Consider the following 7,851-nt stretch of genomic DNA (forward strand, 5'->3'; position numbering starts at 1 on the left):
CGGGGCGACGGCGGCGACGCGGTACGCCGACCCGGTGCTGCTGCTCGTCGCGTGCGCCGTGATCCTGCCCGTGCCGGTCGGGCTGCTGCGCGCCGCGTCGCGGGAGCTCCTGGAGGCGGCGCCGTCCGGCGCGGTGGCCGCGGCCCTCGCTGCCGCGGTCGCCGACGTGCGCGACCGGTTCGGGCTGCCCGAGCCCGTCGTGCGCGCGACGAAGCTCGGTCGCAGGCTCTACGTCGAGGTCGACTTCGTCGTCGAGCCGGGTACCTGGGACGTGGACGCGGAGGACCGGGTGCGGCGTGCGGTCGTCGACGCGCTCCGGGCGCTCGACGGGGACGTGTGGGCGACGGTCGAGGTCACCGCCGACCCGGACCTCGCCGCGTGACCGCCACGCGCGTCACTCCAGGTAGATCGACGCGCCCGGGCCGAGCGGGATGCCGAGCAGGTACCAGACGACGAGCAGCGCGCTCCACGTGACCAGCAGCGCCACGGTGTACGGGAGCATGAGCGAGATGACCGAGCCGACGCCGACCTTGCGCCGGTAGCGCTCGGCGAAGATGACGATGAGCGCGAAGTACGGCATGAGCGGCGTCGCGACGTTGATCGGCGAGTCGCCGACGCGGTAGGCGGCCATCGCGAGGTCCGGCGAGACGCCGAGCTGGATGAACAGCGGCACGAACACGGGCGCGAAGATGGCCCACTTCGGCACGACGCCGCCGATGAAGATGTCGATCACGGCCGTCATCGCGATGAGCCCGAGGATCAGCCAGACGGTCGACAGGTTCGCGGCCTCGAGCGCGTCCGCCATGCCCACCGCGGCGATCGTGCCGAGGTTCGAGTAGTTGAAGTACGCGATGAACTGGCTGATGACGAGCAGCAGGAAGATCAGGCCCGACAGGTTCGCGATCGTCTTCGTCATCGGGTTGATGACGTCCATGCTGCCCTTCACGGTGCCCGCGCCCTTGCCGTAGCAGAGCCCCATGACGAAGAAGAACAGCAGGATGAGGAAGATGATGCTGTTCAGCAGCGGGGAGTCCTCGACGAGGCTGCCCGTCTCGGGGTTGCGCAGCGGCGCGCCCGGCGGCAGCGACAGCGCGAGGACCAGCAGCAGGACGCCGAGGAGGCCCCAGAACGCCCACCGCAGGCCGTTGCGCTCCTGCGGGCTGAGCTCGCCGCTCGCCGCGGCGGGTGCGGGGCCGACCTCGGGGTCGTCGGACGCGGGGGCCTCCTCCTCGCGGCGGTAGGTGCCGAGGCGCGGCTCGACGAACTTCTCCGTCAGCAGGGTCGCGACGACCGCGACGAGGAACGTCGAGACGATCCCGAAGAAGAGGTTCCCGGTGATCGACACGTGCTGCGCGGGGTCGGAGATGGCCTCGTTGGTGATCTCGGTGAGCATCCCGTCCACGGGCGTGATCAGCAGGTTCACGCCGAACCCGCCGCCGACGCCCGCGAACGCGGCGGCGAGGCCGGCGAGCGGGTGGCGGCCGAGCGACGCGAACACCGCGGCGGCGAGCGGGATGAGGACGAGGTATCCGGCGTCGGTCGCGATCGACGAGATGACGCCGAGCAGCACGATCGAGAACGTCACGAAGCGCGGCGGCGTGACCTTGACGAGGCGCTTGATGAACGCCCCGATGAGCCCGACCTCCTCGGCGAGGCCGACGCCGATCATCGCGACGACGATGACGCCGACCACGCCGAAGCCGTTGAAGTTCGCGACCGCGGAGGTGAACACGAACCGGATGCCGTCGGCGTCGAGGAGGCTCTGCGCGCTGACGGTGACGGTCTCGACCTCGTCGGAGCCGAGTTGCGCCTGCTCGAACGTCACGCTGCTGCCCACGGCCTGGAACACCGCCGACAGCGCCATGATCAGCGCGATCAGCGCGAGGAAGATGATGACCGGGTGCGGGACCTTGTTGCCCGCCCGCTCGACCGCGTCGAGCACCTTCTGCAGCGCCCCGCGCTGCGCCACGGGCTCCTGGACGACGTCGCTCACCGCACACCTCCGGACGGCCGGCACGGGCGGGCCCGTCGGCCGGGCTCCCCCGCTCGCGACGCTAGAGCATCCCGGACCGATCCGGCGGACGACGTGCACGGGGCCGGCCGGTCGGCCTCGACGGCGGCTCGGTCGCACCACGCATACCAACTAGTCGGTTGGCTCTTCCGTCGGCCGCTCGTCGCGCGTAACGTCACCGATGACACGAGTCGTCGACTCGTCCGACTCCTGGGAAGGCACGTCGATGAAGATCCGACCCTCAGGCCGTCTCGCCACCGTCCTGCTCGCCGCCGCCCTGGCCGGGATCGCCCCGGCCGGCGCCTCCCCCGCGCTCGCCGCGGACAACCCCTACGAGCGCGGCCCCGCACCCACCACCGCCTCCGTCGAGGCGGTCCGCGGGCCGTTCGCGACATCGTCCACGTCCGTGTCCCGATGGCTGGTCAGCGGGTTCGGCGGCGGGACGATCTACTACCCGACCGACCGCTCGCAGGGCACCTTCGGCGCGGTCGCCATCTCGCCCGGGTACACCGCGCGGCAGTCGAGCATCGCCTGGCTCGGCGACCGGATCGCGTCGCAGGGGTTCGTCGTCTTCACGATCGACACGACGACGACGTCCGACCAGCCGTCGTCGCGCGGCGACCAGCTCCGTGCGGCGCTGCGCTACCTCACGACCAGCAGCGCCGTCCGCGACCGCGTCGACGCCACCCGCCTCGCCGTCGCCGGTCACTCCATGGGCGGTGGGGGCACTCTCGAGGCCGCGAAGGACGACCCGTCGCTGCGCGCCGCGATCGCGCTCACGCCGTGGAACCTCGACAAGACGTGGCCCGAGGTCAGCACACCCACGCTGATCGTCGGGGCGCAGAACGACTCGATCGCGTCCGTCACCACCCACGCCGAGCCGTTCTACGCGTCGCTGCCCGCGACGACGCCGCGGACCTACGTCGAGCTGCGCGGCGCGAGCCACTTCGCGCCCAACACGTCGAACACGCCCATCGCCCGCAACGCCATCGCGTGGCTCAAGCGGTTCGTCGACCAGGACACCCGCTACACGCAGTTCCTCTGCCCGCCGCCGTCGGGCCTCGCCTACTCCGAGGTCCGCAGCAGCTGCCCGTTCTGACGGTCGCCGTCTCCCCGCGGGCGAGCCCGTGAGCAGGCGCCCCGTGGCCGCGGCAGGTCTCGCCGCGGCCACGGGTCGGTACCGATCCGACACACCCCCGCCTCAGCCGACCCTCGCGCAGCAGACTCGGGCGCATGTCTCCACCGACGCCGGACAGGCCCGCGCGCGGCCCGTCCGGACCCCCTCGCGCCCGCCCCGTCGCATGGACGACCGGCGCGCGACGGCGCGACCCCCTCGACGCCACGACCGTCGTGGTCCTGTCGCTGGGCGCGCTCGCGCTGCTCGTCACGGTCATGACGTGGGTCGCGATCGCGGTCTTCGGGATGCTCGCCGCGCCGGACCGAGGAGAGCCCCCGCCCGACGTCCCCTCACAGACGGAGCCCGGGCGCGGGTAGGTATCTTGATGTCGAGATACCTACCCGGACCGGAGGCCTCGATGTGGGACCCGGAGCAGTACGCGCTGTTCGCCTCGCACCGCGGGAGGCCGTTCGTCGACCTCCTCGCGCGCGTCGGTGCCGAGCGGCCGCGGCTCGTCGTCGACCTCGGGTGCGGTGACGGGCCGCTGACGCTGAGCCTGACGCGGCGCTGGCCCGGGGCGCGCGTCGTCGGGCTCGACTCCTCGCCGCAGATGCTCGACGCCGCCCGCGTCCTCGACACCGACCGCCGCGTCGAGTGGGTGCAGGCCCGGGCCGAGGAGTGGGACCCGACGACGCTCGGCGCACCGGTCGACGTCCTCGTCACGAATGCGGCGCTCCAGTGGGTCCCGGGACACCTGGACCTGCTGCCGCGCTGGGTCGACGCGCTCGCCGACGACGGCTGGTTCGCGATGCAGGTGCCGTCGAACTTCGACGCCCCGTCGCACGCGCTCATGCGCGAGGTCGCCGCCCGGCACCCGCGCGCCGAGGACCTGCTGCCCGTCCTGCACCGGGCCGCCGCCGTCGCCGCGCCGACCGACTACCTGGGGGTGCTCGCGTCGCTGGGGCTCGACGCGGACGTCTGGCAGACGACGTACGAGCACGTGCTCGACCCCGAGGGCGTGCAGCGCTCACCCGTGCTCGAGTGGGTGCGCGGCACCGGGCTGCGGCCGGTGCTCGACGTGCTCACCGACGACGCCGAGCGCGCCGCGTTCCTCGACGACTACACCGCCGCGCTCGACGCGGCATACCCGCGGCAGCCGTGGGGCGTCGTGCTCGGGTTCAGACGCACGTTCGCGGTGGGGCACCGGCCGCCGGGCCCGCGAGAACCGGGGCGGCGCCGGCGCCTGGGCCGCGCGTGATCGCCGGGACGGTCAGCGCCGCGGACACGCGCGACGGGCGGCGTCAGCGGTTGACCATCGACATGCCGGCGTCGTTGTAGCGGTTGCCCGCGACGCCGACGCGCGCGGCCAGCCCGTCCAGGTCGGCGACCTCGTCGGCGGACAGCGCGAGCGCCGTCGCGCCCGCGTTCTCGGCGACCCGCTCGATGCGGCGCGTGCCCGGGATCGGCACGACCCACGGCTGCTGCGCGAGCAGCCACGCGAGCGCGACCTGGCCGGGCGTCGCGTCCTTCTGCTCGGCGAGCGCGCGCACGTGGTCGACGAGCGCCTGGTTCGCGGCACGGTTCTCGGCGGTGAAGCGCGGGACGCGCTGGCGGATGTCGTCGTCGGCGAACGTCGTGGACGCGTCGACCGTGCCTGTCAGGAACCCCTTGCCGAGCGGGCTGAACGGGACGAACCCGATGCCGAGCTCGGCGCACGTCGGCAGCACCTCGGCCTCGGGGTCGCGGGTCCACAGCGAGTACTCGCTCTGCACGGCCGCGACCGGGTGGACGGCGTGCGCGGCGCGGATCGTCGCGGCGCTCGCCTCGGAGAGCCCGAACGCGCGGACCTTCCCGGCGGCGACCAGCTCGCCGACCGTCCCGGCGACGTCCTCGATCGGCACGTCGGGGTCGACGCGGTGCTGGTAGAAGAGGTCGATCACGTCGGTGCGCAGTCGCCGGAGCGACGCGTCGGCGACGCGGCGGATCTGCTCGGGCCGGGAGTCGAGCCCGGCCATCTGCCCGTCCTCGATGTGCCACCCGAACTTCGTCGCGACCACGACCTGGTCGCGGACGGGCGCGAGCGCCTCGCCGACGAGCTCCTCGTTGACGTACGGGCCGTACACCTCGGCGGTGTCGACGAACGTGACGCCCAGGTCGACGGCGCCGCGCAGGACGCCGATCATCGCGTCGCGGTCGCCGGGGTTGGGGCCGTAGCTCATCGACATGCCCATGGCGCCGAGGCCGACGGCGGAGACGCGCAGGTCGGGTCCGAGGGAGCGGGTGTGCATGGTTCCTCCTGGTGGTGGTCGTCGGGACGACGGGGAGCGCCGTGCCGACGAGCGGCACGCGCTGGGGGTCAGGGCGGACGACGCCTAGCGCGGGTGGGGCGACGCGGGGTGCGTCGTGGTCGCGGCGGCCGGGGTCGCCGCCCAGCTCGCGAGCAGACGCAGCGCGTCGGCCGTCGGGCTGCCGGGGGTGGCGGTGTAGACGAGCAGCGTCAGGCCGGGTGCCTGCGCGATCGCGAGGGTGTCGTACAGGAGCTCGAGCTCCCCGACGACGGGGTGGTGGATGCGCTTCGTGCCGCCGCGGTGCAGGTGCACGTCGTGGCGCGCCCACAAGGACCGGAACTCCTCGCTCCGGGTCGAGAGCTCGCCGACGAGGTCCTGCACGTGCCGGTCGTGCGGGACCCGGCCCGCGGCCGCGCGCAGGATCCCGACGGTGTCGTGCGCGGCACGGTCCCAGTCGACCCAGAAGTCGCGAGCCGCGGGGTCGAGGAACGCGAAGCGCGCGTGGTTCGGCGGGCGGCGGTCGTCGTGCGACGGCCCGGCGAACAGCGGGTCGTACAGCGCGCGGCCCAGCGGGTTCCACGCGAGCAGGTCGAGGTGGTCGTTGCGGACCACGGCCGGCGTGCCGGTCACGGCGTCGAGCAGCAGACGCACGCTCTCGGGGACGGCCACGGGCGGTCGGCGTCGCGTGCGTCCGGGACGGCTGCCCGCGCCGCGCGCGAGGTCGTGCAGGTGGAGCCGCTCGGCCTCGTCGAGCTGCAGCGCGTCGGCGAGCGACGCGAGCACCTGCTCGGACACCCCGCCGAGGTTCCCGCGCTCGAGACGCACGTAGTAGTCGGCGGACACCCCGGCGAGCATCGCGACCTCCTCGCGGCGCAGCCCCGGGACGCGACGGTTCGACCCGTACGCCGTGAGGCCCGCCTGCTGCGGGGTGATCCTCGCGCGGCGCGACGCGAGGAAGTCGCGGATCTCGTCGCGGTTGTCCATGCCGTCGACGCTACGTCCGCCCGGCACGGCGAGGGAGGTCCTGCGGGTACCCGTCACGACAGGCACTCCCGGGCGGGTCGGGGTCATGGTGGTCTGGGGAGCGTCACCCGACGCGTCGTCTGGAAGGACCGCACGATGGAGCACCTCGACCTGCCGCCCACCACGAAGGGACCTGCCGCCTGGTTCACGGGCGACGTCTGGTTCGACGTCCTCGCCGCCCCGCCCGCGCCGTCCCGCCTGCGCGTCAACCGCGTGCGGTTCCCGCACGGCCTGGCACCGGCACGCCGCCGGTCAGGCGCTGCACGTCACGCAGGGCGTCGCCCGCGTCGGCACGCGCGACGGTCGCGTCCTGACGCTGCGTCCCGGCGAGTCCGTGTGGTGCCCGCCCGACGAGTGGCACTGGCACGGCGCCGGGCCCGACGCGTTCATGGAGCACCTCGCCATGTGGGAGACGAACACCCCCGACGGCGGCGCGACGTGGGCCGACCCCGTGACCGACGAGGAGTACGGCCGATGAGCGGATGGACGCCCGACGAGCTCGCCGTCGTCGGGTCGACCGACGAGCTGCGGGTCGCGTCGTACCGGCCCGACGGCACGCTGCGCCCGGGCGTCACGATCTGGGTCGTGCGCGCCGGCGACGACGTCTACATCCGGTCGGCGTACGGCCCGGGCAACGGCTGGTTCCGGCGCGCGCAGGCGTCCGGGACGGGCCGCGTGCAGGTCGGCGGGCTCGAGAAGGAGGTCACGTTCGCGGCGCCCGCACCCGACGTGCACCCCGCGCTCGACGCCGCTTACCACGCGAAGTACGACCGCTACGGCGCGCGGATCGTCAACACCGTCGTCGGCCCGTCCGTCGTCGACGTGACCCTCCGCCTCGACCCCCGCTGACCACGCCCTACGCTGCGGTCGTGCTGCTCGACGACGACACCGGCTCGCTGGTCCTCCGCACGCGCGCGCCGCAGGAGGAGGTCGTCGTCGCCTTCTCGGGCCGCGACCGGCCGTTCGGCCCCGACGACGTCGTCCTCGACCTCGTCGTGCGGCTCGAGGCCGCGCACCTCAGCGCCGAGACCCTCGTCCGGACGCTCGAGGGCAGCGGGCTCCCCGAGTTCCTCGCCGGGCTCGCCGCGGACTTCGCGGGGTGGGACGGCGCGCGGACGTGGCGGTCGCTCGACGGCGACCTCACCGTGTCGGCGACGTTCGGCTCCGGCGGGCACGTCACGCTCACGTGGGGGCTGCACCACGCCGACGTGCTCGGGGGTCGCTGGCGCGCGGCGGCCGACACGACGGTCGAGGCGGGCGCGGAGATGGTGGCGCTCGCCGACGCCGTGGCCCTGTTCCTGTCGCCCGGTCGCCCGTAGGGGCGGTCAGCGGCCGGCCCTAGGCTCGAGCGGTGCTCCGCCTCACCGACGCCCAGCTCGCGTTCGTCACCGAGCGCCACCTCGCGACGCTGA

The 7,851-nt window shown here is 73.9% G+C and carries 9 protein-coding genes and 2 pseudogenes; 8 read left to right on the plus strand and 3 right to left on the minus strand.

The window, feature by feature from the left end; translation table 11 throughout:
- A pseudogene (locus HGA02_RS06115) lies at window positions 1–382 on the plus strand (hypothetical protein); the annotation flags it as partial.
- Window positions 383–394: 12 nt separating this feature from the next.
- On the opposite strand, the gene HGA02_RS06120 reads toward HGA02_RS06115, so the two are convergent.
- Window positions 395–1,993 (minus strand): SLC13 family permease, encoded by a 1,599-nt coding sequence (locus HGA02_RS06120; RefSeq protein WP_168678257.1) that lies wholly within the window; start codon window positions 1,991–1,993, stop codon window positions 395–397.
- Between the two features lie 199 nt (window positions 1,994–2,192).
- On the opposite strand from HGA02_RS06120, the gene HGA02_RS06125 reads away from it, so the two are divergent.
- From HGA02_RS06125 to HGA02_RS06135, 3 genes are all read left to right on the plus strand, one after another.
- Complete coding sequence (locus HGA02_RS06125; RefSeq protein WP_246247484.1) at window positions 2,193–3,110, plus strand: alpha/beta hydrolase family protein; 918 nt, start codon at window positions 2,193–2,195, stop codon at window positions 3,108–3,110.
- Window positions 3,111–3,361: 251 nt separating this feature from the next.
- A complete protein-coding gene (locus tag HGA02_RS06130) occupies window positions 3,362–3,505 on the plus strand; it encodes a hypothetical protein (protein ID WP_168678258.1) in 144 nt (47 codons plus the stop codon).
- An 8-nt stretch (window positions 3,506–3,513) separates the two neighbouring features.
- Window positions 3,514–4,386 (plus strand): methyltransferase domain-containing protein, encoded by an 873-nt coding sequence (locus tag HGA02_RS06135; RefSeq protein WP_168678259.1) that lies wholly within the window; start codon window positions 3,514–3,516, stop codon window positions 4,384–4,386.
- Between the two features lie 43 nt (window positions 4,387–4,429).
- Here HGA02_RS06135 and HGA02_RS06140 read toward each other — a convergent pair whose 3' ends face one another.
- Together HGA02_RS06140 and HGA02_RS06145 are read right to left on the minus strand one after the other, a co-directional pair.
- Window positions 4,430–5,416 (minus strand): aldo/keto reductase, encoded by a 987-nt coding sequence (locus HGA02_RS06140; RefSeq protein WP_168678260.1) that lies wholly within the window; start codon window positions 5,414–5,416, stop codon window positions 4,430–4,432.
- An 84-nt stretch (window positions 5,417–5,500) separates the two neighbouring features.
- The gene (locus tag HGA02_RS06145) at window positions 5,501–6,400 is read right to left on the minus strand and encodes a helix-turn-helix transcriptional regulator (protein ID WP_168678261.1); all 900 of its coding nucleotides are present in this window, start codon (window positions 6,398–6,400) and stop codon (window positions 5,501–5,503) included.
- Between the two features lie 85 nt (window positions 6,401–6,485).
- Here HGA02_RS06145 and HGA02_RS21615 point away from each other — a divergent pair.
- The 4 genes and pseudogenes from HGA02_RS21615 to HGA02_RS06160 all read left to right on the plus strand — a co-directional run.
- A pseudogene (locus HGA02_RS21615) lies at window positions 6,486–6,758 on the plus strand (hypothetical protein); the annotation flags it as partial.
- 15 nt (window positions 6,759–6,773) lie between these two features.
- A complete protein-coding gene (locus HGA02_RS21620) occupies window positions 6,774–6,917 on the plus strand; it encodes a cupin domain-containing protein (protein ID WP_343035312.1) in 144 nt (47 codons plus the stop codon).
- Window positions 6,914–7,288, plus strand: a complete 375-nt coding sequence (locus HGA02_RS06155; protein ID WP_168678262.1) for a DUF2255 family protein — start codon at window positions 6,914–6,916, stop codon at window positions 7,286–7,288. The genes HGA02_RS21620 and HGA02_RS06155 overlap by 4 nt, the downstream gene beginning before the upstream one ends.
- Window positions 7,289–7,308: 20 nt before the next feature.
- Entirely contained in the window at window positions 7,309–7,758 is a 450-nt protein-coding gene (locus HGA02_RS06160; protein WP_210728233.1) for a DUF6228 family protein, read from the plus strand.
- The last annotated feature ends 93 nt before the right edge of the window (window positions 7,759–7,851 follow it).

Source organism: Cellulomonas septica (genome assembly GCF_012396155.1).
GTDB classification, from domain to species: Bacteria; Actinomycetota; Actinomycetes; order Actinomycetales; family Cellulomonadaceae; genus Cellulomonas; species Cellulomonas septica.

Coding starts and splice junctions, on each gene's coding strand:
- HGA02_RS06145 (WP_168678261.1), bottom strand. CDS start 6,400: ATGGACAACCGCGACGAGATCCGCGACTTCCTCGCGTCGCGCCGCGCG.
- HGA02_RS06155 (WP_168678262.1), top strand. CDS start 6,914: ATGAGCGGATGGACGCCCGACGAGCTCGCCGTCGTCGGGTCGACCGAC.
- HGA02_RS06125 (WP_246247484.1), top strand. CDS start 2,193: ATGACACGAGTCGTCGACTCGTCCGACTCCTGGGAAGGCACGTCGATG.
- HGA02_RS06140 (WP_168678260.1), bottom strand. CDS start 5,416: ATGCACACCCGCTCCCTCGGACCCGACCTGCGCGTCTCCGCCGTCGGC.
- HGA02_RS06135 (WP_168678259.1), top strand. CDS start 3,514: ATGTCGAGATACCTACCCGGACCGGAGGCCTCGATGTGGGACCCGGAG.